We start from the raw sequence: 24,861 nt of genomic DNA, 5'->3' as shown, positions 1-24,861 counted from the left end.
GAGGCAGTTTAGTATGAAAGATTGGCATAAAAGCGTTGTCTATCAAATTTATCCGAAAAGCTTTAATAGTTACTACAACACAGAGACCGGTGACATAAAAGGGGTCACAGAGAAACTAGATTATTTAAAAGAACTCGGAGTGGATTACATTTGGTTAACACCGGTATACCAATCACCGCAAAATGATAATGGCTATGATGTAAGTGATTATTATTCTATTGATCCGTCTTATGGAACGATGGAGGAATTTGAAGAGCTACTAGCAGAAGCGAAAAAACGTGAGATTGATATTATGCTGGATATCGTTGTAAATCATAGTTCAACAGAGCATAAATGGTTCAAAGAGGCAAGCGGAGATAAAAATAGCCCGTACCGTGATTTTTATATATGGCGCGATGAAAAGAATAATTGGCAATCTAAATTTGGCGGTTCTGCTTGGGAATATGACGAAAAGACAGGGCAATATTATTTACATCTATTTGATAAAACGCAAGCTGATTTAAATTGGGAAAATGAACAGCTACGAAAAGAAGTATACGACATGATGCGTTTTTGGCTTGAAAAAGGTGTTAGAGGATTCAGGCTGGATGTCATTAACCTAATTTCAAAAGAACAGCATTTTTTAGATGATGAAGGAACATCGGCTACAAGTGATGGACGTAAATATTATACAGATGGACCACGTGTTCATGAATATTTACAAGAGATGAACCATGAAGTATTTGCCGAAAAAGATGTCATTACAGTTGGAGAAATGTCATCGACGACAATCGATAATTGTATTAAATACTCAAATCCAGAGCGCAGTGAATTAAGTATGACATTTAGTTTTCATCATTTAAAAGTAGACTACCCAAATGGTGACAAGTGGACGAAAGCGGATTTTGATTTTGTGAAATTAAAAGAACTCATGTCGAAGTGGCAAACCGAGATGCAAGAGGGTGGGGGCTGGAATGCATTATTTTGGTGTAATCATGATCAACCACGTATTGTTTCTCGCTTTGGTGATGATAAACGGTACCGAAATGAATCTGCAAAAATGTTAGGAACGGCGCTGCATATGTTACAGGGGACACCTTATATTTATCAAGGTGAAGAAATTGGGATGACGAATCCGGACTTTGATGATATTAGTAAGTATCGCGACGTAGAATCTTTAAATATTTATGAAATGAAGTGGGGAGAAGGGATGTCAAATGAAGGAATCATTGGTATCCTACAGCAAAAATCTCGTGATAATTCGCGGACACCTATGCAGTGGAATGAAGAAGAAAATGCGGGATTTACAACAAATACACCTTGGATTTCAGTTGCAGATAATTATAAAAAAGTTAATGTAAAAAAGGCGCTTGAAGATAAACAATCTATTTTCTATCACTATAAAAGGCTAATTAAACTTAGAAAGAAATACGATGTCATTACAAAGGGTAAATATGAAATTATAGATGTAAATCACCCTAATATTTGGGCGTATACACGCACGTTAGATAATGAAGTATTGTTGGTTGTAAATAATTTTTATGGGGAAACACTCACATATTCCGTACCAGATGTTCAGTTAACTGGAATGAAGCAAGAAATATTAATATCAAATTATGAGGATTTAAGTGAAGATATTAGAAACCTTGTACTTAGACCGTATGAATCCATTGTGTATCGACTTACTAAATGATTGAAAAAAGAGGTTGTATGCCCAGAGCATACAACCTCTTTTTAATTTAAAATACCGCTATATAACATTTTTATTTTTACTTCAGGAGTAAATTTCACCATTCATATATACCTTTTGTACTATAAAGGTTACGTCCGATGGTATGTACAATTACACCATTTGATGAATAGGAAGTTTATGAAAGGCGATTTATGCTAGTATTGTGTCTTGCCTTTTTAGGTGTAGTACATAACCGGTGATTGGCTAGTGGAAGTTCTTCCATTTTACCAGTGCCGGTTTTTTGTTGGATAATAGAGGAAATATATTTTCTACAAGAAAGAAGGGACTGTTTTGAAAGATGTAGATTCTATTTCTAGGTAGCGGCAGAGTTTTTTAATTATATTCATAGAAGTATTTTCCATATTTATGGCGAATTAAATGTAGAGATACATAAAGGAGGGCTACATATGGAAATAGCTGTAGAACGAGTTTTTACCAATAAAATTCTAGAAGAAGCTGCAAGAAGATTTAATGTTACAGTTGAAGAAAATCCGCTTGGTGATTTTGAAAATTATATTTTTCATGCAAAGGATGAAAGTGGAGTATCTTACGTATTAAGATTAACGCATTCTTCTCATCGATCTGAAAAACAAGTGGAAGCAGAATTAGACTTTTTACAGTATCTCAAAGAGCATGGGGCTAAGATTGCTGGACCATATTATTCAGAATCTAGAAAACTTGTAGAAGGAATACGAACAGTAGATGGAACTTTCTTTTACGCTTCTTTATTTGCATATGCTAAAGGAGAACGAGTAAAAGGAGATACATCGATTTATTGGGAAAACGAACTTTTTGAGGCATGGGGAAAAGCGATTGGTCAACTTCATCGTCTTACAATTGATTATCCAAAAACGGAATATCGAGATACGTGGGAAGTAGAAGAAAAAGCAATTATTGATGAGCTAGATGACGAAAAGGTGCAAAATATAGCTTATATATTAATGGAAGAGATAAAGGCCCTTCCAATGGAAAAAAGAACGTTTGGTCTTATGCATGGTGATATTCATCAAGGGAATTTTCATTATGATGGGAAAGAGTTAACGATTTTTGATTTTGATGACGCGACTTATAATTACTTTATTCACGATTTGGCGATGGTTATCTATTATTCCGTTCTTTCAACCGCATGGACTGAACAAGAGAAAACATTGTTTGCACGTAAACAACTGCAAGTACTACGAAAAGGTTACGAGTTAGAACATCAATTAGAGGAAAGTTGGTATGAATCGCTACCACTATTTTTGCGACTTCGTGATATTGGTTTGTATGGTACGATTCAGAAAAAATTCAAAGGAAAAGAAATGCCAGTACATTTTCAAAAACTAGCAGATGCCATTTATGTAAGAATTATAAAGCAGGAAGTAATTGTGAATATATAATACACATGCAACGTAACAAAGTATATAACTCGAATATATACTTTGTTTTTTTATACAAAAATATGTTTGTTTTATCAAAATAATATTGTCATAGACTTTAGATACCTTTATAATTTTCATATATTCTGAATATTCTTTATAAAATGAAAAGGAGGGGGAATAGATTGGAAGCTTTCGTTACTTGGCTAAATAATATTGTATGGAGTCCCGCACTTGTTTATCTATGTTTAGGAGTAGGTTTATATTTTTCAATTCGAACGAGATTTTTACAAGTTAGGCATGTAGGTGAAATGGTGAGACTTACATTTCAAGGAGAAAAATCAGAAGCAGGTGTTTCTTCTTTCCAAGCGTTAGCACTTTCTTTATCTGGGCGCGTTGGAACAGGGAATATTGCTGGTGTAGCAACAGCGGTTGCATTTGGTGGTCCGGGAGCTGTCTTTTGGATGTGGGCTGTAGCATTTTTAGGGGCAGGATCTGCTTATGTGGAATCGACACTTGCTCAAATATACAAGACGAAGCATCAAGGCCAATTCCGCGGTGGCCCGGCTTACTATATTGAAAAGGGATTAGGGGTTAAGTGGTATGCACTCGTGTTTGTCGCTGCGACCATTCTTGCAACAGGAATGTTACTCCCAGGTGTGCAAGCGAATAGTATTGCTTTGAGTTTGGAAACAGCTTTTGGTATTAATCCATCTGTATCAGGAGCAGTATTAGTTGTTGTATTAGCACTTATTATTTTTGGTGGGGTTAAGCGTATTGTTAACGTAGCACAGGTTGTTGTGCCATTTATGGCGGTTGGATATATACTTGTTGCTTGCGTAATTGTGTTTATGAATATTGAAAAGTTGCCTGAAGCATTTATGTTAATTATAAAAAGTGCATTTGCATTAGAAGCTGCTTTTGGAGGAATTATCGGTTTAGCAATTTCTTGGGGAGTAAAACGTGGTATTTATTCGAATGAAGCTGGTCAAGGAACTGGGCCACATGCTGCTGCTGCTGCTGAAGTATCTCATCCAGCAAAGCAAGGCCTTGTGCAAGCATTTTCCGTTTACATTGATACATTATTTGTTTGTTCAGCAACAGCATTTATGATGATTATTACAGGCATGTATAACGTATTTGATGCAAGCGGAAAAAATTTCATTGTAAATAAATTGAATGGTGCAGAACCAGGACCAGGGTACACACAGGCAGCAGTTGAATCTGTATTCCCTGGATTTGGAAACGGTTTCGTTGCAATTTCCCTATTATTCTTTGCTTTTACAACAATTATGGCGTATTACTACATTGCAGAAACGAATATTACTTATTTAAATCGTGATAAAGATCGTCCATGGATGTCAATTGTTTTAAAAATTGTTTTCTTAGGCGTTGTATTTTACGGATGTGTCAAAACAGCAGCAACTGCTTGGGCTCTTGGTGATATCGGTGTAGGGATTATGGCATGGGTCAATATCATTGCAATCTTACTTTTACAAAAACCGGCACTGCTAGCACTGAAAGACTATGAAAAGCAGAAAAAAGAAGGGAAAGATCCTGTATTTGATCCAAAGGAGCTAGGAATCAAAAATGCTGATTTTTGGGAGCATGAATACGGAAAAGATAAGAAAGAAGAAGTGTCATAATAAGGTACTTGTAGAACAATAACGGACAGTATATCTGCTCGTTATTGTTCAAATAATGGGAATTTCTATCTGCATGGCCGAATAAAATTTGAAGCAGAGAAATTTCACTTTATAAATAATCGCCCCAAGTTAAAATACGGTAGAAATAGAGAAGAAAGGAGGAAGAGAATTGATTGCCTTTCGTAATGTAAATAAGTTTTATGGTAGCTTTCAAGTCTTAAAAAATATTAATTTACAAGTTCAAAAAGGTGAAGTAGTTGTAATTGTTGGACCATCAGGGTCTGGAAAAAGTACATTGCTCCGCTGCATTAACCAATTGGAAACAATTACAGAAGGAGAATTAGTCGTACAAGATGTGGAAGTACATAATCGGAAAACAGATATGAATCAATTACGCCGAAATATTGGAATGGTATTTCAGCATTTTTATTTATATCCACACAAAACAGTGCTCCAAAATATTACACTTGCACCGATAAAAGTAAATAATATCTCAAAAGAAGAAGCGGAAAAAACAGCAATGTATTATTTGGGAAAAGTAGGGATTCCAGAGAAAGCGAATGTGTATCCGCAGCAACTATCTGGAGGACAACAGCAACGGGTAGCAATCGCAAGGGGATTAGCAATGAAACCAGAAATTATGTTATTCGATGAGCCAACTTCTGCACTTGATCCAGAAATGATTGGTGAAGTGCTCGATGTTATGAAAACCTTAGCAAAGGAAGGGATGACGATGGTTGTCGTGACACATGAAATGGGATTTGCACGTGAAGTAGCAGATCGTATTATATTCATGGATGAAGGACAAATCATTGAAGATACAAAGCCAGTGAACTTCTTTGCAAACCCAGAGCAAGAAAGAGCACGATTATTTTTAAGTCGAGTGTTAAACCATTAGAGGAGGGGTTTTATGTTTAAGATGAAGAAACTGTTCGTTTTAATTGTATTTTCATGTTTATTTACTCTGATCGTAGCAGGTTGCGGGAAGGAAACTTCGGGCGGAAAAGTGGTAGATCAAATTAAAAAGCGTGGGAAATTAGTAGTCGGAGTTAAGAATGATACAAACTTATTTGGATTGAAAGACCCTGCAACAGGGAAGGTAGAAGGGTTTGATGTTGACATAGCCAAAGCGCTTGCGAAAAAAATTCTAGGGGACGAGAGTAAAGTAGAATTAAAAGAAGTGACGTCTAAAACACGTATTCCAATGTTGAAAAACGGCGATATTGATACGATTATCGCAACGATGACAATTACAGAAGATCGTAAAAAAGAAGTTGATTTTTCAGATGTATATTTTAAAGCAGGACAGTCGTTACTTGTGAAAAAAGGGAGCAAAATCAAGAGTATTGATGATGTGAAAAGCGGTGTGACAGTATTGGCGGTAAAGGGATCAACTTCTACCCAAAATATTCGTAAAAAATCACCAGAAGCAAAGGTGCTAGAATTTGAAAATTATAGTGAAGCATTTACAGCATTAAAAGCAGGGAAAGGTGATGTCCTTACAACAGATAATGCGATTTTATACGGTATGGCAAAACAAGATACAAATTATCAAGTTGTTGGAAAAATTTTCACGGATGAACCGTATGGAATTGCTGTTCAAAAAGGAGCAACAGATTTAACAAAGGTAATTAATGATTTGTTAAAAGAGATGAAAGCAAATGGAGAATATGATAAATTATATGAAAAATGGATTGGTGAAAAGCCAGAGAAGTAAAGTATAGAAAGAGTAAGAGGATGAGAGATACTCATCCTCTTCTTGTAAAGAAAGAGGGGGGAGCATTTGCCTGATTTTTCTATTCTTACAAACAATCTTGATTTGTATCTAGAAGGATTTAAATATACAGTGATGTCCAGCATTGTTGCACTGATTGGGAGTTTCATTCTTGGTACGATTATGGCAGTGATGCGAATTGCACCCATTCGAGTTTTGAATTGGTTTGGCGCAGCTTATGTAGAATTCATTCGAAATATTCCACTTGTTTTAATTGCGTTTATATTTTATTTTGCTTTTCCGGTAATGGGTGTTACATTAAATGGTTTTATTGCTGGTACGGCTGCACTTACAATCTATACAGCCGCATTTATTGCAGAAGCAATTCGAGCTGGAATCTTGTCAGTTCCGAAAGGACAGATGGAAGCAGCACGTTCTTCTGGCTTAACGTACGTGCAAGCGATGTATTATATCGTTTTACCACAAGCTATTAAAATAGTAATTCCGCCATTAGGTAATCAATTTCTCAATTTAGTAAAGAACTCATCTATCCTTGGCATTATTGCTGGAGCAGATTTGATGTATCAAGGGGATTTGATTTCAACAAGAACATTTGTTACATTTGATGTATATATATTTGTTGGTATGTTTTATTTACTATTGACTGTACCGCTTAGTATGCTTGTGCGTTATTTTGAGAAACGCTTAGCGAAAGGAGCGGTGTAAATGGATTTTCGAGGTGCTTATACAGGCGATCATATTTTATTTTTATTAAAAGGGCTACTTGTTACATTAGAAATAGCTGTTGTAGCGATTTTACTTAGTTTTATTATTGGTAGTATAGTGGGAACTTTACGATATGCAAAAATACCAGTCGTATCACAGTTACTAGCTTTTATCGTTGAAATTATTCGAAATTTACCACTGCTTTTAATCATCTTCTTTACATATTTTGCACTCCCAGAAGCTGGGCTGAAATTAGAGATTACAACGGCAGCAATTGTTGCTTTAACGATATTTGAAGCAGCGATGATATCAGAAATTGTTCGCAGTGGTTTATTATCGATTGAAAAAGGACAAATTGAAGCAGCGCGCGCGTCTGGATTATCATATATACAAGCACTTTGGCATATTATTTTACCGCAAGCATTGAGACGAATGGTACCACCGCTCGTCAGTCAATTTATCTCGTTATTAAAAGATACGTCACTAGCGGTTGTTATCTCCTTGCCAGAACTCATGCATAATGCCCAAATTATTAATGGACAAAACGTAAACTATATGATTCCTACATTACTACTTGTTGCTTGTATGTATTTTGTTGTCAACTACAGTTTATCACTTGTATCTAGGAAATTAGAAAGCCGTTAACTCTTACATGAAATAAGATGTGAGAGTTTTTTTATGTTTTTTACATAGTTTAAAAGTTGGGATTTGGAAGATATTCGTTTTTTTTAGTAGTGTAATTGTAAGGTAGATGAAAAAACATTATATTTTATCAGAAAAGTTTTAATTTTATATAGAAATTGTAACCGCTTTCGTGTATATTTTTATTATCAGAAAATTTTAAAAAGAGATAGAGGGTAGTTGTAGGGGAGGATTACGATGCAGCAAACAACAAATGAGAAATTACATCGTACGATGAAGAGTAGACATTTATTTATGATTGCACTTGGAGGTGTAATCGGAACAGGTTTTTTTCTTGGATCAGGATATACCATTAACCAAGCAGGACCAGGAGGAGCGATCCTTTCTTATTTAGTCGGTGGATTTATTATGTATTTAACAATGCTTTGCCTTGGTGAGCTAACGGTGGCGATGCCGGTTTCTGGTTCTTTCCAAAAATATGCGACAAAGTTTATCGGTCCAGGAACAGGATTTATGATTGGATGGCTTTATTGGCTTGGATGGGCAGTTACAGTTGGTTTAGAGTTAACGTCTATCGGCTTAATGATGAAAAGATGGTTTCCAACTGTAGATGTTTGGGTATGGTGTCTTGTATTTGGAGTTATTTTATATATGTCAAATGCTATCTCAGCAAAGAGTTATGCTGAATTAGAATTTTGGTTCTCAAGTATTAAAGTAATTACAATTATTGCATTTGTTGTTCTTGGTGGTAGTGCGTTATTTGGTTTTTTACCGTATGACGGAAAAGAAGCAACGCCTCTTTTTTCTAACTTTGTGAGCGATGGTGGATTATTCCCGAATGGGCTGGCTGCTGTGCTTCTTACAATGATTACAGTTAATTTTTCCTTCCAAGGAACAGAGTTAATAGGGATTGCAGCAGGAGAGAGTCAAGAACCGGAAAAAACAATCCCACGTGCAATTCGTAATACAGTATGGCGCATTATGTTGTTCTTTATTTTAACAATGACGATTTTAGTAGGTTTAATTTCATGGAAAGATGCAGGGATTATTGAAAGCCCATTCGTTGTTGTATTTGATAAGATCGGTATTCCATATGCAGCAGATATTATGAACTTCGTTATTATCACTGCGTTATTATCTGTAGCAAATTCAGGATTATATGCGGCGACGCGTATACTATGGTCACTTGCAAATGAAGGAATGGCACCAACTTCCTTCAAAAAGGTAAATAAACGCGGTATTCCGATTACGGCATTAGTAGTTACAATTGCAGTAGCGGCATTATCTTTACTAACAAGCTTTTTGGCAGAGGATACAGTATATATTTACTTATTATCTGTTGCTGGTTTATCTGCAGTTGCAAGTTGGATTATCATTGCTTTATCACAACTTCGATTTAGAAGTCAGTATGTAAAGCAAGGCGGGAAAGTAGAAGATTTAAAATATAGAACACCGTTATATCCAATTGTTCCTATTTTAGCGTTAATTACAAACAGCATTGTTGTTATTAGTTTAGCATTCATTCCAGAACAGCGTATGGCGCTATATTGCGGCATTCCATTTATCATTTTCTGTTACGTGTATTATTATATAAATAAGAAGCGGCAGCAAATTACGAAAGTGGAGTTGGGAACAACGTATGAAACTAACAATCAAGCATGATGATATGGAGGCAGAACTTTCACATGGTCAATTGTCTATTGGAAAAGAAAGTGGATATACACCGTTAGAGTTATTCGTTTCCTCTATTGCAGGGTGCAGTGCAATTGTATTTCGGACAATTTTAGAAAAGAAGCGTATTACATACGATACGTTTACAATTGAAACTGAAATTGGAAGAAGCGAAGTTTTACCGAGGCCGGTAGAAAGCCTTCATTTGCACTATAAAATAAAAGCAGAAGGAATTACACAGGTACAGTTAGAAAAAGCGTTAGAGCTTGCGGTGAAGAATTGTACGATTGTTCAATCTGTGAAGGATAGTATAAAAATTACGGAAACAATTGAGTTAATTGGTGAATAAACTTTTGTAGAGAAAATAATGTGCGAAAAAGCTTAAGAGAAATTCTCTTAAGCTTTTTCACATACTGATTGGCAATGACATAGTAAAGCAAGAACCTTGATTTACTTCACTTTTCGGTAAAGTATATAGGCTTAAACGTGACGAATATGGAGGCGGTATAGTGAAAAAAGCAGCTCAATTTTTGAGTATGACAATAGTTGCTGCACTTGGACTTGCGGCGTGTGGGCAAGCGAGTACGGAACAAAAAAAGAATGAAGATACAAAAGAAAGGAAGAGTGAGCACCAGAAAGATATGAAGATGGATCATGGAGCGATGGCACAGAAAGGAATGAATGCAGGAGCATCTAATGATTTATTAACAACAAGTTTAAAAAATATAACAAGGTTAAATACGAATGATACCGTTCAAATGGCAATATTAACATCACAAACAATATGGCCAGCGACTCACAAAGAGAACCAACTAGGGCACGGCGTATCATTTGTTTCAACAGAAACTCTCGATTTAGCAATTGCTGGAGCGCCGTTTTCACAGCCAGTATATGATTTATTAGCTACGATTCAACCAAAATTTAAAGATGATCCAACGCTCGGGCCATATAACCACGGTTTCCTATTAGGAAATACAGAGAATATCTCGTTTGAAACGCAAGGAATACTTGACGAGAAGTTAGAGATTGTTCAAGAAAGTGGTGGGGGACACGGTGGACATTAAGAGAAAAGACGTTGCATGATGCAGCGTCTTTTGTATTTGGGAAAGTTTTTCATAGAAAAAAATCTGACATTCGTTATATAATAGCACTCGTGCAATCGGCCCGATTTTCTTACGGAGAAAATCAAAAAATAAGAAAAGTAGAGGAGTGTTATCTTGTTACAAACTATAAAAACTGAATGGTTTTCCAATGTGAAGGGGGATGTGTTATCAGGTATTGTCGTCGCATTAGCTTTAATTCCTGAAGCAATTGCTTTTTCGGTTATTGCAGGGGTAGATCCAATGGTTGGATTATACGCTGCTTTTTGTATTGCTGTGACAATTGCATTTGTTGGCGGAAGGCCGGGAATGATTTCTGCTGCAACAGGGGCGATGGCATTGTTAATGGTGACAATTGTAAAAGATTATGGCTTGCAGTATTTGTTTGCTACAACAATTTTAACCGGTGTTGTTCAAATTATCTTTGGAGTGTTAAAGCTAAGTTCATTTATGAAATTTGTTCCGCGTTCTGTTATGAGTGGATTTGTAAATTCGTTAGGAATTTTAGTTTTTACAGCACAATTGCCACACTTTCAAGGTGCAAACTGGCAGATGTATGCGTTAGTAGCATTAGGACTCGCAATCATTTATCTATTTCCACGTATTACAACAGCAGTGCCTTCTACACTTATTGCTATTATTGTCGTGACAAGTATTGCGCTGCTAGGCGGTTTTCAATTACGTACAGTTGGTGATATGGGAAGTTTACCAACTGAATTACCGTTTTTCAGTATTCCAGATGTGCCATTTACATTAGAAACATTAGCTATTATTTTACCGTATTCGATTATGTTAGCTGTTATAGGTTTACTAGAATCACTATTAACAGTATCTCTTTTAGATGATATGACAGATACACCTAGCAATAAGCATAAAGAGGCGCGTGGACAAGGAATTTCCAATATTGTTGCTGGTTTCTTTGGTGGAATGGCAGGGTGTGCAATGATTGGACAATCTATTATTAATATGAAATCCGGTGGTCGTGGTCGCTTATCAACATTTGTAGCAGGTGGATTTTTAATTGTATTGCTCTTCGTTCTCGGTGACTATGTTGTCAATATCCCAATGGCAGCATTAGTTGCAGTTATGATTATGGTTGCTATCGGGACATTTGATTGGAACTCTGTATTTACTCTTCATAAAGTTCCGAAAGGCGATGCATTTGTTATGATTGTAACAGTTGCAATTGTTCTTGTTACACATAATCTAGCTCTTGGTGTTATGATTGGTACAGTAATAAGTGCGGTTTTATTTGCATTCAACATGGCAAAGATTCACGTGAAACATTCTTATGTTGGTGAGAAAAAAGTATATGCCATTCATGGACAACTCTTTTTTGCATCTACTACAGAATTCATAAATGCATTTCAGTTTAAAGAAGATGTAAAGGAAATAGAAATTAACTTCACACATGCACATGTATGGGATGATTCAGCTGTAGGCGCAGTTGATAAAGTTGTGATGAAGTATGAGCGAAATGGTGTAAAAGTAAAGATAACGGGATTAAATGAGTGTAGTTCAGAGCTTGTTACAAAATTGGCGAAACAAGCTGTTCGTTAAATAGGAAGCACCTTTTCTGAGGACCGAAAGGGTTCTTTTTGTATTATAATACGAGTATGATGATGAAAGGGGCTTCAGCATATGTACAAGCAAATTATACTAGCATGTGATGGGTCAGAACATGCAATACGTGCAGCAAAACATACCGCATATATTGCTAAATTTAGTAAGGAAGTAAACGTTGAAGTTGTATATGTTGTAGACAATAGAACGGCAAAATCAGATATTATACACGGACAAACAGATATAGAGACAATCTCAGCTAGTCGAAAAGATAGATTAAAAGAAATTGAAGCTTTATTACAGCAAGAAGAGGTCTCCTATAAGATTACGATTTTGCATGGTGATCCAGGAAATACACTTGTGCAATATGTAAATACAGGAGACATTGATCTTGTTATAGTGGGGAGCAGAGGATTAAATACATTGCAAGAAATGGTGCTTGGAAGTGTAAGTCATAAAATAGCAAAACGAGTGAAATGTCCGGTGATGATCGTAAAGTAACAGACAGCAGAAATGCTGTCTGTTTTTTTGATGAGGAAGGAACCTTACATTATTGTAAGACAGTTGTTAGGAAAATCGATGTTATAGAATTTCTTCCATTGATACAATAAAATCATCAAAGGGAATGAATGGGAGGAAGAAAGAAATGAAAGGATTTCAAAACTTATCATATAGTCAGAGCGTAAGTTTGATTTGTTTAGGTGGATTTGCTAGTTCGGTGCTGTTGGCTGTTGCTGTGAAAATGTTTCAGTAGATGTTTTAATAAAGGTAATGTTGTAAATAGAAGGGAAATGATTGTTATAGTTGGCAAGACAATATCACTAGACATAAATAAAAAATAGCTCTTAGCATATATCTGAATGCTAGGAGCTATTTTATTTCTTTACTTCAGTTTTTGTTCCCACTAAGTAAAATTTTATTTTATCTTTATAGAAGTTTTATTGAAAACATTTTATATCATGGAAAATAAAAAAGACCATGAAATACAGAAAGGCACTCTTTCTATGTTCCATAGCCGTATACGCTAACTCTCCGTGACATTCACTATTAATGTCGTCATAAATTATACAACTTTATGATAAAAATGTAAACGTTTTCGTGAAATATAATTGTTGACGGAATTAATTATAGGGTTTAATATTTAAATACGTTAAATATTTCATTGTTTAAATAAGAGGTGGATAACATGCCAAATGATATGACTCACATTGATAGAATTCAGGCTTTAACATTCTCTATAGGAAAGAAAATGCAAACGGAGCTACTAGAACAAATGCAAGCATCAGGACTTACACCACCGCAGTTTTATATTTTAAAAATTTTAGACCATTACGGTGCATCAAGAGCAACAAAATTGGCAAAGAAAATGTATGTGAAACCAAGTGCAATTACAGTGATGATTGATCGGTTAATCGATCAAGAGTTGGTACTGCGCTACCATGACAAAGAGGATCGCCGTGTTGTTGTAATTGAGCTGACGAAGAAGGGGAAAGATGTAGTAAACGAGGCAATGTCTGCTCGTAATGAGCATATTGCAAAATATTTCTCACAGTTAGAATTACAAGAGAGAGAAGATTTATTACGTTTATTTGAAAAGTTAGAAGCAATTATTTGCGGGGAATCTGAGAAAAAAGAGACAAACTAAATAGAATTGAGGAGATTACATGGAACAACAAGAAAATCAGAATAGAAAGCTGTTGTTAATCGGTTTAGTAATCGCGATGTTATTTGCTGCATTAGACGGAACAATTGTCGGTACAGCAATGCCTCGTATTGTTGGAGAACTAGGCGGATTAAGCTTAATGACATGGTTAACAACAGCATATATGCTAACCTCAACGACAGTTGTACCAATTGCAGGTAAGTTAGCGGATTTATTAGGACGTCGTAACGTATATATTACAGGGTTAATCATTTTTATGGTTGGTTCAGCACTTTGCGGTATGGCGAACGGTATGACTGAGTTAATTATTTTCCGTGGTATTCAAGGTCTTGGTGGCGGTATTATGATGCCAATGGCGATGATTATTATCGGGGATATGTTTACAGGTAAAGAACGTGCGAAATGGCAAGGGATCTTTGGAGCGTTATATGGTCTTGCTTCCGTAATTGGACCGCAAGTGGGCGGTTGGATTGTGGATGCTGTCAACTGGAGATGGGTATTCTATATCAACTTACCAGTCGGTATTTTGGCGACAATCTTTATTGCAATGGGATTAAAAGGACATAAACAAACAGGTCCAATTAAAATTGATCTTGCTGGTATTTTCACGATGATTCTCGGTGTTGTGAGTTTATTACTTGCATTAACGTTTGGCGGGAAAGACTATGCTTGGGATTCTTGGCAAATCATTGGATTATTTGCACTTGCTATCATTGGTATAGTAAGCTTCATCATTGTTGAAACAAAGGCGGAAGAACCAATTTTACCAATGCATTTCTTTAAAAACCGTACATTTACATTATTAAATGCAATCGGCTTTTTTATGAGTATTGGAATGTTTGGGGCAATTATGTTCGTACCATTCTTTATGCAAGGAATTGTTGGGGTAAGTGCGGCTGAATCTGGAACAATTATGACACCAATGATGATTACGATGATTGTGATGAGTATTATTGGTGGTCAGCTTGTATTAAAGGTTGGTGTGAAACCACAAATTATTACAGGTATGCTCATTATGGCCGGTGGATTTTGGCTACTAACGACAATGGATATGCATACAAGTAAGCTTCTCGCAACTTCTTATATGATGGTTATCGGTTTAGGAATGGGTCTTGTTATGCCAACTTTAACATTAGCATTGCAAGAAAGCTTCCCGAAAAAAGACCTTGGCGTTGTTACATCATCTAGTCAATTCTTCCGTCAAATCGGTGGTACATTTGGGATTACGATTTTAGGTTCTATTATGAATAATACTTCAGGTACAACATTAACAAACAAATTAGTACCTGTATTGGATACGTTCCCACAAGAAGCGGGACAAATGGTAACGAAGTTTAAAGATATGATTCATACGGACCCACAAGGTTTATATTCTATGCTCTTTAGTCCAGAAGCATTAAAACAAATGCCAGAAGCATTCTCTAACAGCATCGTACCAATTTTGAAAAATTCTTTAGTGGATTCACTTCATACTGTATTCTTAACAGGATTAGTGTTTATTGTAGTAGGTGCTGTATTTACGATTTTCTTACAGAAGATTAAACTGTCTGATCGTAAAAAAGGTGCAGAAGAGCCTGCTGTAGCAGAAGAGGAAAAGGATACAAACGTATCGTACTCATAATAAAAAAGCATCGCTATATAGCGATGCTTTTTTATTATGAGTATAACATGTAAGCTTTTTTAGTTAGAAATGATTGACGTATTTTTGTAAATGAGTTATATTATTTTCTGTAAACGGTTACATGAAATGGAGAGGGAAGAGAATGAGTACGATTAAAGATGTTGCGAAATTAGCGGGAGTATCTGTTGCGACCGTTTCCAGGGTGTTAAATAAGAACGGATATGTTCACGAAGATACATTAAAAAAAGTGGAACGAGCAATTGAACTGTTGGATTATAAGCCTAGTACAGTAGCACGTTCTTTATATAATAAAAAATCTCGCTTAATTGGTTTGGTTGTTCCAAATATCGTGAATCCATTCTTTCCAGAAGTTGCACGTGCCGTAGAGGATGTAGCACATAAGCAAGGATACACAGTTGTACTTTGTAATTCTGATGAAAGTTTAGAGAAAGAGAAACAATATATTGATGTGCTCAGACAAAATAATGTTGATGGGTTTATTGTGGCTACGAACCCACAAAATAGTATGAATTACATGAACTTGTCTGTGCCAGTTGTGGCAATTGACCGCATGTTTAATGAACGTATTCCGACGGTATATGCAGATAACTATGCGGGAAGTCAAGAAGCAACAAAGTTACTGTTAGAAAAAGGGTGTCAACATATTGCGCATATTCGTGGACCGCGCGATGTGAGTACAGCAAATGAGCGTTTTGAAGGTTTTATAGATGTTATTACGCAATATGGGCTTTCTTATATGATTGCAGAAAGTACGTTTGATCCAGCAGATAGCGAACGTGTGGCAATGGAATTGTTAGAAGAGTATCCGCATATCGATGGCATTGTAGCTGGAAATGATTTGATTGCCATTGGGGTAGTGAAAGCGGCATTACAAAAAGGAATTTCCATTCCAGATGATTTACAAATTATTGGATTTGATGGTATTTCTTTAACAGAAATGATGTATCCATCTCTTACAACAGTTGCACAACCTATTTATGAAATGGGACGAATTGCAACAGAATTATTGCTAGAGCAAATGGAAGGAAATCAATTAGAAACCGAACATTATCGTTTACCGATTGAAATTATAGAACGAAATACAACGAAGTAAGGAGATGAGATATATGCCAAACATTGCAGTAGTCGGCAGTATTTCAATGGATTTAGTCGCTGTTTCAAAAAAGCGACCAAAAGCAGGAGAAACAGTGATTGGAGAAGCGTTTCATACAGTGCCTGGAGGCAAAGGAGCAAACCAAGCTGTTGCCGCAGCTAGATTAGGTGCAAATGTGGCAATGGTAGGTGCTGTAGGAAATGATGATTATGGTAAGCTAGTTAGAAAAAATTTAGAGAATGAACGTATTTTTATCGACTGTGTGGTACCGGTTACAGATGGAACGACAGGAATTGCTCATATTGTTTTAGCGGAAGAAGACAACAGTATTGTCGTTGTACAAGGAGCAAATCGTCTTGTGAATGAACAAATTGTTGATCGTGCGAAAGATCTTCTTGTAAAAGCTGATATGGTTGTCCTTCAGCTTGAAATTCCGCTAGAAACAGTGGAATACGTTCTTGATATTTGTGAAGAACACAAAATTCCGGTTATGTTAAATCCAGCTCCGGCACAAGTATTGCCAGTAGATATTTTAGAAAAGGCGACGTATATTACACCGAATGAACATGAATGCCGCATTGTATTAGATGATTTTACGTCACCAATTGAAGAGTTACTTGCGAAATATCCAAATAAATTACTGATGACAGAAGGTGGGAAAGGTGTTCGTTTCCATAATGGTACAGAGATTGTTCATGTACCAAGTATTGATGTTGAAGTAGTGGATACAACCGGAGCAGGTGATACTTTTAACGGTGCATTAGCGGTTGCGCTTTCCGAAGGTGAGACATTACAAAAAGCAATCCGCTTTGCAAACATTGCCGGCGGTCTTTCTGTAACAAAGCTAGGGGCACAAGGTGGTATGCCAACAAGAGAAAAGGTAAGAGAAGTGCAGGTGATTGTTGGATGAAGAAGCATGGTGTATTAAATAGTGAAATTGCTGCGGTACTTGCTTCCCTTGGACATACGGATACAATTGTGATTGCTGATTGTGGTTTACCTATTCCAGATGGTGTAAAGCGAATTGATTTAGCGGTAGAACTTGGAAAACCATCGTTTCTAGAGGTATTACAAGTTGTGATAGACGACATGGCAGTTGAAAAACTAACATTAGCAGGAGAGATTACGATCAATAATGCAGAAGTAAACAGAGAAGTCGAAGCACGTTTAAAAGAAGCTGCTTTTGAATATGTATCACATGAACAGTTTAAAGAACGTACAAAACAAGCCAAGGTAGTTATTCGTACGGGAGAAGCAACGCCATATGCGAATGTTATTTTACATGCAGGCGTGATTTTTTAATAAAGGGATGTGATGAGAATGCGTATTGAAATGCAAAATATTTCAAAAGCGTTCAATGGTAATCCTGTTTTGAAAAACGCACAGTTTAGTATTGAAACAGGAGAAGTCCATGCACTGATGGGGGAAAATGGAGCGGGAAAATCAACGCTCATGAAAATTTTAACGGGTGTATATACGAAAGATAGTGGTCAAGTCACGATTGATGGGCAAGACCGGACATTTAAAAACGCAAAAGAAGCTGAGGAATACGGAATTGCTTTTATTCATCAAGAGCTGAACATATTACCGAACTTAACAGTTGCTGAAAATATGTTTCTTGGGAAAGAGTTGATGTACGGCAAAACAGGCATTTTACGTACACGGCAAATGAATGGGTTAGCGCAGCAACAATTAGCAAGTCTTGGGCTTCACGTAAAAGGGGCTATGCTTGCTGGGGAATTATCAGTTGGACAGCAGCAAATTATTGAAATTGGTAAGGCCTTAATGACAAATGCGAGCGTTATTATTATGGACGAGCCGACAGCAGCCTTAACGGACCGCGAAATTGAAACACTTTTTACGGTTATTAATAAATTACGTAAAGAAGGCGTATCGTTCGTCTACATTTCACATCGCATGGAAGAAATCTTTTCTATTTGTGATGCTATTACGATTTTACGTGATGGGGAATATGTTGGAACGAGGTTAATTCCAGAAACATCATTTGATGAAGTAGTGAGTATGATGGTTGGTCGCAGCATCGGTGAGCGCTATCCGGAGCGCGATGCGAAGATCGGTGAAGTTATTTTTGAAATGCGTAACGGAACGAAAAAAGGAAAGTTTAAAAATATTTCGTTTCAAGTGAGAAAAGGTGAAATTCTCGGTGTCGCTGGATTAATGGGAGCTGGCCGTACTGATATTATGAAGGCGATATTTGGACATGAACCGTTAGATTCGGGCCAAATATTTATGAATGGGCAAGAAGTGAAAATTGATAGCCCAATTGATGCAATACGGCAACGAATTGCCTTTATTACAGAAGATCGAAAATCAGAAGGGCTTGTCTTAGATTTTTCTATTCGTGAAAATTTAGCATTGCCAAATCTAGAGAGTCTCTCAAAAGGTAGTGTGATGGATAAAGGAGTAGAAGCACAGTTCACAGAGGATATGATGAAGCTTCTCAATGTAAAAGCGGCAAATGGTGAACAAGCCGTCAAATCACTTTCTGGTGGAAATCAACAAAAGATTGTTATTGCAAAATGGCTAGGAATCCATCCGCAGCTGTTAATTTTAGATGAACCAACACGGGGTGTTGATGTTGGAGCAAAAAAAGAAATTTACTCTATTATGAACAAGCTTACAAAGCAGGGGGATGCAGTTATTATGGTTTCATCCGAACTTCCAGAAGTTTTAGGAATGAGCGATCGTGTCCTTGTTATTCATGAAGGAAAAGTAGGCGGTATTTTAGAGAAAGATAAAGCAACACAGGAGTCCATTATGGCATTAGCTACAGGGGGAGAGTAAGTTATGGCTAAAAAGGGGAATATATTGCAGCAGCTAGGTTCTTTAATTGGATTGGTACTGATTATTGTAGTTATTACAGCATTAAATCCAGCATTTATTGAAATACCAAATTTATTTAATATTTTACGCCAAGTATCTATTAATGCACTCATTGCATTTGGAATGACCTTCGTTATTTTAACTGGGGGTATTGACTTATCGGTAGGTTCTATCTTAGCATTATCAAGTGCACTTGTTGCTGGAATGATGGCAAGTGGTGTGGATCCGTTCCTTGCAATGGCGGTTGGATTATTGGCTGGTCTTGTAATGGGAATTATAAACGGTGTCATCATTGCGAAGGGAAAAGTGGCACCATTTATTGCGACATTAGCAACAATGACCATTTTTCGTGGGCTGACGCTTGTTTATATGGACGGACGTCCGATCACTGGCCTTGGTGATCACTTAATGTTTCAAATGTTCGGTCGTGGTTACTTCCTTGGTATTCCTGTACCGGCTGTAACGATGATGATGGCTTTTGCTGCATTGTACTTTATTTTAAAGAAAACGACGTTTGGTCGTCGGACCTTTGCAATTGGTGGAAATGAAGAAGCAGCGGCATTATCAGGTATTAATGTAACAAGAATAAAAGTAATGATTTATGGTCTTTCCGGAATTTTGGCAGCGCTTGCAGGTATCGTGTTAACATCACGTTTAGATTCTGCCCAGCCAACTGCTGGTTCTGCTTATGAATTAGATGCAATTGCTGCAGTTGTATTAGGAGGAACAAGTCTTTCTGGTGGAAGAGGTTGGATTGTCGGCACATTCATTGGTGTACTGATTATCGGTGTACTAAATAACGGTCTAAATTTATTAGGCGTATCTTCTTTCTTCCAACAAGTTGTAAAAGGACTTGTGATCTTACTTGCTGTATTAATTGATCGTCGAAAAGAAGCATAATGGAGGGACAATTCATGAAAAAATGGTTACTTGTACTCGTTGCACTCATAGTGATAATCACTGCTGGTTGTTCAATGGAACCACCAGAATGGGCAAAGGATTCTAGCGATAAAGGTCGAAGTAAAACTATTAAAGTTGGATTTTCTGTCTCCACTTTAAACAATCCATTTTTCGTCACGTTGAAAAAAGGGGCAGAAAAGAAGGCGAAAGATAGTGGCATTGAGTTAATTGCTGTTGATGCACAAAATGATGCAGCGAAGCAAACGAATGATGTTGAAGACTTAATTCAAAAAGGCGTTGATGTAGTTGTCATTAACCCAACAGATTCAGATGCAGTTGCTTCAGCAGTAAGTGCAGCTAATGCAGCAAATATCCCTGTTATTACAGTAGACCGCGTTGCAAACTCAGGAAAAGTTGTTTCACACATTGCGTCAAATAATGTAGAAGGCGGAAGTATGGCCGGTGACTACATTCGTGAACTTGTTGGTGAAGGTGCAAATGTTGCTGAGTTAGAAGGGATTCCTGGATCATCCGCTGCTCGCGAGCGTGGGAAAGGATTCCATAAAGTTGCCGATAAGGGGCTAAAAGTTGTTGCGAAGCAAGCCGCAGACTTCGATCGTGCCAAAGGATTATCAGTTATGGAAAATATTTTACAAGCAAATAGCGATATAAAAGCAGTATTTGCTCATAACGATGAAATGGCATTAGGGGCACTTGAAGCATTAAAATCTGCTGGGAAAACAGATGTGGTTGTTGTTGGATTTGATGCCACAGATGATGCTGTGAAAGCGGTTAATGACGGACGTATGACAGCAACTGTTGCGCAAAAACCAGAATTAATCGGAGAGAAAGCGATGGAAACAGCAAGACAAGTGAACCAAGGTAAAAAAGTGGAAAAATTCATTCCGATTGAATTAGAGCTTATTAAGAAAAAATAAAATATAAACTTACATTTAGGAAGGAAGAAAAACAAATGAAATTTTTTATTGATACAGCAAACATTGATGAAATTAAAGAGGCAAATGATTTAGGCGTATTAGCAGGTGTAACAACAAATCCATCACTTGTAGCAAAAGAAGGCGTAGATTTCCATGAACGTATTCGTGAAATTTGCAGCGTTGTAGAAGGACCTGTAAGTGCAGAAGTAATTAGTTTAGAAGCAGATAAAATGATTGAAGAAGGAAAAGAATTAGCAAAAATTGCTCCAAACGTTGTTGTAAAAGTACCAATGACAAAAGAGGGCTTAAAAGCAGTAAAAGCATTCTCTGATTTAGGAATTCGTACAAACGTTACGTTAGTATTCTCTGCGGTACAAGCATTGCTTGCAGCACGTGCTGGCGCAACGTACGTATCTCCATTCTTAGGTCGTTTAGATGATATCGGTCATAATGGTTTGGACTTAATTCGCCAAATCGCTGATATCTTTGTAATTCATGACATTAAAACAGAAATTATTGCAGCATCTGTACGCCATAGCGTTCACGTAACAGACGCAGCGTTAAACGGTGCACACATCGCAACAATTCCGGCAAATGTAATTGGAGCATTAGTGAAACATCCGTTAACAGATCAAGGAATTGAGAAGTTCTTAGCTGATTGGGAGAAAACACAAGGGAAATAAAGTAAAACTTCCATCTGTGAAGGATTGGTCCCCGTTTATGAGGGGGAAACAAAAACTACCAAGGTTAGCATTACGTTAACCTTGGTAGTTTTTTTGTTTGTAAAATAATGAATAAAAGAATTTTCATGCAATTGTGCATATTGTCTTTTGAATTTTCTATCTAAGTTATTTAATATATAATAAATAACTCTTTTTTGTGAGTTTTTTCGACACGAGGTAAGTAGTCAACACAGGGTCTGACCAGAGAACTGGAGGGCATGATTCTATAAGGGGATAATCACTATTCCATGATTATAGAACTATGTCTTTTTTATGTATATAGAAGGGGGGATAGATCTATATTATAGAACTTATATATATTGTGCATTTCATATTATTAATTATCTAAATTTTAAGTCTTGTTACAATTAATAAGGGAGGAAATAGTAATGAAAAGAAAAAAACCGTTTAAAGTGTTTTCATCTTTGGCAATCACGACAATGCTTGGTTGCACATTTGTACTTGGTACATCATCGGCTTATGCGGAAACAACATCTCAGTCAGAAGGAAGTATTTCAACAACTCCAATTGATAACAATTTAATTCAAGAAGAACGTTTGGCTGAAGCTTTAAAAGAACGTGGAACGATTGATCGATCAGCATCAAAAGAAGAGACACAAAAGGCTGTAGAGAAATATATTGAAAAAAAGAAGGGTGATCAGCCAAATAAAGAAATTCTTCCGGGTGATCCTGTTAAAGAAGCATCTGATTTTGTAAAAAAAGTAAAAGAAAAAAAGATGGAAGAAAAGGAAAAAGTGAAGAAGTCTGTAGAAAATGCTAGTTCAGAGCAAACGCCTTCACAAAATAAAAAACAGTTAAATGGAAAAGTACCAACTTCTCCAGCAAGGCAGGCTCCATATAACGGAGCTGTTCGTACAGATAAAGTACTTGTACTACTTGTAGAGTTTAGTGATTATAAACATAATAATATTGAACAAAGCCCTGGTTATATGTATGCGAACGATTTTAGTAGAGAGCATTATCAAAAAATGTTATTCGGTAATGAACCATTCACGTTATTCGATGGTTCAAAAGTAAAAACATTTAAACAATATTATGAAGAGCAGTCTGGTGGTAGTTATACGACAGATGGTTATGTAACAGAATGGTTAACGGTTCCTGGGAAAGCGGCAGATTACGGAGCAGATGGTAAGACTGGCCATGATAATAAAGGACCTAAAGGGGCACGTGACCTTGTGAAAGAAGCCTTAAAAGCAGCAGCAGAGAAAGGATTAGATTTATCTCAATTTGACCAGTTTGATCGTTATGATACAAATGGTGATGGAAATCAAAATGAACCAGACGGCGTAATTGATCATTTAATGGTCATTCATGCTGGGGTTGGTCAAGAAGCTGGTGGCGGTAAATTAGGTGATGATGCAATCTGGTCACATCGTTCTAAATTAGCACAAGATCCAGTTGCAATTGAAGGGACAAAGTCAAAAGTTTCATATTGGGATGGAAAAGTTGCTGCACATGATTACACAATTGAGCCTGAGGATGGTGCAGTTGGCGTATTCGCTCATGAATTTGGTCATGATCTTGGTTTACCAGATGAATATGATACGAACTATACTGGAGCTGGATCACCTGTGGAAGCATGGTCATTAATGAGTGGTGGTAGCTGGACAGGAAGAATCGCAGGGACAGAACCAACAAGTTTTTCACCGCAAAATAAAGATTTCTTACAAAAAAATATGGGTGGAAACTGGGCGGAAATTGTAGAAGTAGATTACGATAAAATAAAACGTGGAGTAGGTTTCCCTACATATATTGATCAAAGTGTTACAAAATCCAATCGTCCAGGTCTTGTACGTGTAAATTTACCTGAGAAAAGTGTTGAAACAATTAAAACTGGATTTGGCAAGCATGCATACTACAGTACAAGAGGCGATGATATGCATACAACATTAGAAACACCATTGTTTGATTTAACGAAGGCAGCTAATGCGAAATTTGATTATAAAGCAAACTATGAACTTGAAGCAGAATGTGATTTTATTGAAGTGCATGCGGTGACAGAAGATGGAACAAAAACATTAATCGATAAACTAGGCGATAAAGTGGTAAAAGGTGACCAAGATACGACAGAAGGAAAATGGATTGATAAATCATATGATTTAAGTCAATTTAAAGGGAAGAAAGTGAAATTGCAATTTGATTATATTACAGATCCTGCTTTAACATATAAAGGATTTGCAATGGATAATGTGAATGTAACAGTCGATGGAAAAGTGGTATTTTCAGATGATGCAGAAGGACAAGCGAAAATGAAGTTAAATGGTTTTGTCGTTTCTGATGGAACAGAAAAGAAACCACATTATTATTATTTAGAGTGGAGAAACTATGCTGGCTCAGATGAAGGGTTAAAAGCAGGGAGAGGTCCAGTATATAATACTGGTCTTGTTGTTTGGTATGCAGATGATAGTTTTAAAGATAACTGGGTTGGCAGGCATCCTGGTGAAGGCTTCCTTGGTGTTGTTGATTCTCACCCAGAAGCAGTTGTTGGAAATTTAAATGGAAAACCAGTATACGGTAATACAGGGTTGCAAATTGCAGATGCTGCATTTTCACTTGATCAAACACCGGCGTGGAACGTAAATTCATTTACACGTGGACAATTTAATTACCCAGGCTTACCAGGTGTTGCAACATTTGATGATTCTAAAGTATACAGTAACACTCAAATTCCTGATGCGGGACGAAAAGTACCGCAATTAGGGCTGAAATTCCAAGTTGTTGGGCAAGCAGATGATAAGTCGGCAGGAGCTATTTGGATTCGTCGTTAATAGATTAGTAATAAAATAAAAAAGTACGTTCTTCGTAGAAAGAACGTACTTTTTTATTTATACATTAAGCTATTATTTTATTTTGTGTAATACATTGTTTACCTATATACAGTCTATCAAATGGTGTAGGGAAAAGAAA

The 24,861-nt window shown here is 36.7% G+C and carries 23 protein-coding genes; all 23 read left to right on the top strand.

All coding sequences use genetic code 11. The annotated features are described in order from the left end of the window. Window positions 1–13 precede the first annotated feature (13 nt). The 23 genes from treC (at window position 14) to ACM6HU_RS26560 (ending at window position 24,722) form a co-directional block, all read left to right on the top strand. The gene (gene treC / locus ACM6HU_RS26670; RefSeq protein WP_016113100.1) at window positions 14–1,672 is read left to right on the top strand and encodes an alpha,alpha-phosphotrehalase; all 1,659 of its coding nucleotides are present in this window, start codon (window positions 14–16) and stop codon (window positions 1,670–1,672) included. Window positions 1,673–2,118: 446 nt separating this feature from the next. Then, on the top strand, window positions 2,119–3,090 hold the full coding sequence (locus ACM6HU_RS26665) for a phosphotransferase enzyme family protein (protein ID WP_016113101.1): 972 nt from the start codon (window positions 2,119–2,121) through the stop codon (window positions 3,088–3,090). A gap of 164 nt (window positions 3,091–3,254) precedes the next feature. Continuing rightward, window positions 3,255–4,715 carry an alanine/glycine:cation symporter family protein gene (locus ACM6HU_RS26660; RefSeq protein WP_016113102.1) on the top strand — a complete coding sequence of 487 codons (1,461 nt, stop codon included), beginning with the start codon at window positions 3,255–3,257 and terminating at the stop codon, window positions 4,713–4,715. 169 nt (window positions 4,716–4,884) lie between these two features. Beyond that, the gene (locus ACM6HU_RS26655) at window positions 4,885–5,613 is read left to right on the top strand and encodes an amino acid ABC transporter ATP-binding protein (protein WP_016113103.1); all 729 of its coding nucleotides are present in this window, start codon (window positions 4,885–4,887) and stop codon (window positions 5,611–5,613) included. A gap of 12 nt (window positions 5,614–5,625) precedes the next feature. Further along, the gene (locus ACM6HU_RS26650; RefSeq protein ID WP_414848529.1) at window positions 5,626–6,432 is read left to right on the top strand and encodes a glutamate ABC transporter substrate-binding protein; all 807 of its coding nucleotides are present in this window, start codon (window positions 5,626–5,628) and stop codon (window positions 6,430–6,432) included. A 66-nt stretch (window positions 6,433–6,498) separates the two neighbouring features. Continuing rightward, window positions 6,499–7,155 carry an amino acid ABC transporter permease gene (locus tag ACM6HU_RS26645; RefSeq protein ID WP_016113105.1) on the top strand — a complete coding sequence of 219 codons (657 nt, stop codon included), beginning with the start codon at window positions 6,499–6,501 and terminating at the stop codon, window positions 7,153–7,155. After that, complete coding sequence (locus tag ACM6HU_RS26640) at window positions 7,156–7,800, top strand: amino acid ABC transporter permease (RefSeq protein WP_016113106.1); 645 nt, start codon at window positions 7,156–7,158, stop codon at window positions 7,798–7,800. A gap of 234 nt (window positions 7,801–8,034) precedes the next feature. Then, window positions 8,035–9,459, top strand: coding sequence for an amino acid permease (locus tag ACM6HU_RS26635; RefSeq protein ID WP_016113107.1), 1,425 nt, complete (start codon window positions 8,035–8,037; stop codon window positions 9,457–9,459). Continuing rightward, complete coding sequence (locus ACM6HU_RS26630; RefSeq protein ID WP_016113108.1) at window positions 9,437–9,817, top strand: OsmC family protein; 381 nt, start codon at window positions 9,437–9,439, stop codon at window positions 9,815–9,817. The genes ACM6HU_RS26635 and ACM6HU_RS26630 overlap by 23 nt, the downstream gene beginning before the upstream one ends. 160 nt (window positions 9,818–9,977) lie before the next feature. Then, the gene (locus ACM6HU_RS26625) at window positions 9,978–10,532 is read left to right on the top strand and encodes a hypothetical protein (protein ID WP_016113109.1); all 555 of its coding nucleotides are present in this window, start codon (window positions 9,978–9,980) and stop codon (window positions 10,530–10,532) included. Between the two features lie 153 nt (window positions 10,533–10,685). After that, window positions 10,686–12,128, top strand: coding sequence for a SulP family inorganic anion transporter (locus ACM6HU_RS26620; RefSeq protein WP_016113110.1), 1,443 nt, complete (start codon window positions 10,686–10,688; stop codon window positions 12,126–12,128). Between the two features lie 81 nt (window positions 12,129–12,209). Then, the gene (locus tag ACM6HU_RS26615) at window positions 12,210–12,632 is read left to right on the top strand and encodes a universal stress protein (RefSeq protein ID WP_016113111.1); all 423 of its coding nucleotides are present in this window, start codon (window positions 12,210–12,212) and stop codon (window positions 12,630–12,632) included. 145 nt (window positions 12,633–12,777) lie between these two features. Next, complete coding sequence (locus ACM6HU_RS26610; RefSeq protein ID WP_016113112.1) at window positions 12,778–12,885, top strand: DUF4027 family protein; 108 nt, start codon at window positions 12,778–12,780, stop codon at window positions 12,883–12,885. A gap of 432 nt (window positions 12,886–13,317) precedes the next feature. After that, complete coding sequence (locus ACM6HU_RS26605) at window positions 13,318–13,776, top strand: MarR family winged helix-turn-helix transcriptional regulator (protein ID WP_016113113.1); 459 nt, start codon at window positions 13,318–13,320, stop codon at window positions 13,774–13,776. A gap of 19 nt (window positions 13,777–13,795) precedes the next feature. After that, window positions 13,796–15,415, top strand: coding sequence for an MDR family MFS transporter (locus ACM6HU_RS26600; RefSeq protein ID WP_016113114.1), 1,620 nt, complete (start codon window positions 13,796–13,798; stop codon window positions 15,413–15,415). A 142-nt stretch (window positions 15,416–15,557) separates the two neighbouring features. Next, entirely contained in the window at window positions 15,558–16,529 is a 972-nt protein-coding gene (locus ACM6HU_RS26595; protein WP_016113115.1) for a LacI family DNA-binding transcriptional regulator, read from the top strand. Between the two features lie 13 nt (window positions 16,530–16,542). Beyond that, window positions 16,543–17,439, top strand: coding sequence for a ribokinase (rbsK, locus tag ACM6HU_RS26590; RefSeq protein WP_016113116.1), 897 nt, complete (start codon window positions 16,543–16,545; stop codon window positions 17,437–17,439). Continuing rightward, window positions 17,436–17,831 carry a D-ribose pyranase gene (gene rbsD / locus ACM6HU_RS26585; protein WP_016113117.1) on the top strand — a complete coding sequence of 132 codons (396 nt, stop codon included), beginning with the start codon at window positions 17,436–17,438 and terminating at the stop codon, window positions 17,829–17,831. The genes rbsK and rbsD overlap by 4 nt, the downstream gene beginning before the upstream one ends. 18 nt (window positions 17,832–17,849) lie before the next feature. After that, window positions 17,850–19,334 (top strand): sugar ABC transporter ATP-binding protein, encoded by a 1,485-nt coding sequence (locus tag ACM6HU_RS26580; protein ID WP_016113118.1) that lies wholly within the window; start codon window positions 17,850–17,852, stop codon window positions 19,332–19,334. Between the two features lie 3 nt (window positions 19,335–19,337). Continuing rightward, window positions 19,338–20,273, top strand: a complete 936-nt coding sequence (locus ACM6HU_RS26575) for an ABC transporter permease subunit (protein WP_016113119.1) — start codon at window positions 19,338–19,340, stop codon at window positions 20,271–20,273. Window positions 20,274–20,287: 14 nt separating this feature from the next. Beyond that, window positions 20,288–21,211 carry a ribose ABC transporter substrate-binding protein RbsB gene (rbsB, locus tag ACM6HU_RS26570; RefSeq protein WP_016113120.1) on the top strand — a complete coding sequence of 308 codons (924 nt, stop codon included), beginning with the start codon at window positions 20,288–20,290 and terminating at the stop codon, window positions 21,209–21,211. 35 nt (window positions 21,212–21,246) lie between these two features. Beyond that, the gene (gene fsa, locus ACM6HU_RS26565; RefSeq protein WP_016113121.1) at window positions 21,247–21,894 is read left to right on the top strand and encodes a fructose-6-phosphate aldolase; all 648 of its coding nucleotides are present in this window, start codon (window positions 21,247–21,249) and stop codon (window positions 21,892–21,894) included. Window positions 21,895–22,322: 428 nt separating this feature from the next. Then, the gene (locus tag ACM6HU_RS26560) at window positions 22,323–24,722 is read left to right on the top strand and encodes an immune inhibitor A (protein WP_016113122.1); all 2,400 of its coding nucleotides are present in this window, start codon (window positions 22,323–22,325) and stop codon (window positions 24,720–24,722) included. The last annotated feature ends 139 nt before the right edge of the window (window positions 24,723–24,861 follow it).

It is taken from the genome of Bacillus sp. IT-79MI2, from assembly GCF_949768135.1.
GTDB classification, from domain to species: domain Bacteria; phylum Bacillota; class Bacilli; order Bacillales; family Bacillaceae_G; genus Bacillus_A; species Bacillus_A pseudomycoides.
This window is presented reverse-complemented; position numbering and strand designations above follow the sequence as displayed.